This window comes from Acidovorax sp. KPB24-03 (genome assembly GCF_057546605.1).
The window spans coordinates 1-996 of record NZ_BAAJYR010000757.1; the positions used below are offsets into that span (position 1 = coordinate 1).

1 protein-coding gene is annotated in these 996 nt (G+C 72.3%); it reads left to right on the forward strand.

The window, feature by feature from the left end; translation table 11 throughout:
* Positions 1-328: 328 nt before the first annotated feature.
* A partial coding sequence (locus tag AC27KI_RS25775; RefSeq protein WP_487116667.1) for an IclR family transcriptional regulator occupies positions 329-996 on the forward strand: 668 nt, incomplete at its 3' end.

A 996-nucleotide genomic window follows, 5' to 3' on the forward strand; every position in this document is an offset into this window, starting at 1 on the left:
AGCCGAAGTGGCGGCGAAGGCATCGGCGGCGCTCGCGGCGGCGGCCACGGCGGCGTCGATCTCGGCCGGGGTGGATTCGGGCCAGGCGGCGCCGTGGGGCTGGCCGGTGCGGGCATCGATGGATTGCAGGGTGTTGTCGGGCATGGAGGTTCCTGAAAAGGGCAAGGGCCGTCGCGGCCTGCTGTCTCACTGAATGGAATTGTTCGCCGATCGGCAGGGGCCCGCCGTTGGGAGCCTGCCATCGTAATGAAAGGGCGAGCCGCCTAAAATCCCTGCGGCCCGCCGCCCCTTCCCCGCGCGGTTCTGAATTCCATTTCGTGAGACAAACATGCCTGCATCGCCCGGAGACGGCACCGCCGCGCTCGAAAAAGCCCTCGACGTGCTGGACGCCGTGGGCGCCGCGCCGCAAGGCCTGAGCCACGCCGACCTGGCAGCGCGGCTGGCGTTGCCCCGCACCACGGCCTACCGCCTGCTGGCCACGCTGGTGGCGCGCGGCATGCTGCGCCGCGATCCGCTGCGCAAGGTGTACTGCCTGGGCGTGCGCTGCTTCGAGCTGGCACGTCAGGCCCATGCCATGCCCGATCTGGCCGCGGCGGCCGTGATGGAACTGCGCACGTTGCGCGACCTGACGGGCGAGACCACCTACCTGGCCGCGCTGGACGGGCGCGACGTGGTGTCGCTGGAGCGCTGCGATGGCGCGCACAGCCAGCGCTCGTCCAGCGCGCTGGGCCAGCGCAAGCCGGTGTACTGCACCAGCCAGGGCAAGGCCATCCTCTCCGCCATGGACGGCGCGGCGCGCGATGCCCTGGTGCGCGAACTGGTGCTGCGCCCCCTCACGCCCCGCACGCTGACCGACCGGCGGCGCCTGCTGGCCGAGCTGCGGGTGACGGCGGCGCGCGGCTACGCGATCGACGACGAAGAGATCGTGCCCGGCGTGCGCTGCGTGGGCGCGCCCATCATCGACGGCCTGGGCCAGGTGCGCGGCGCGCTCAGCGT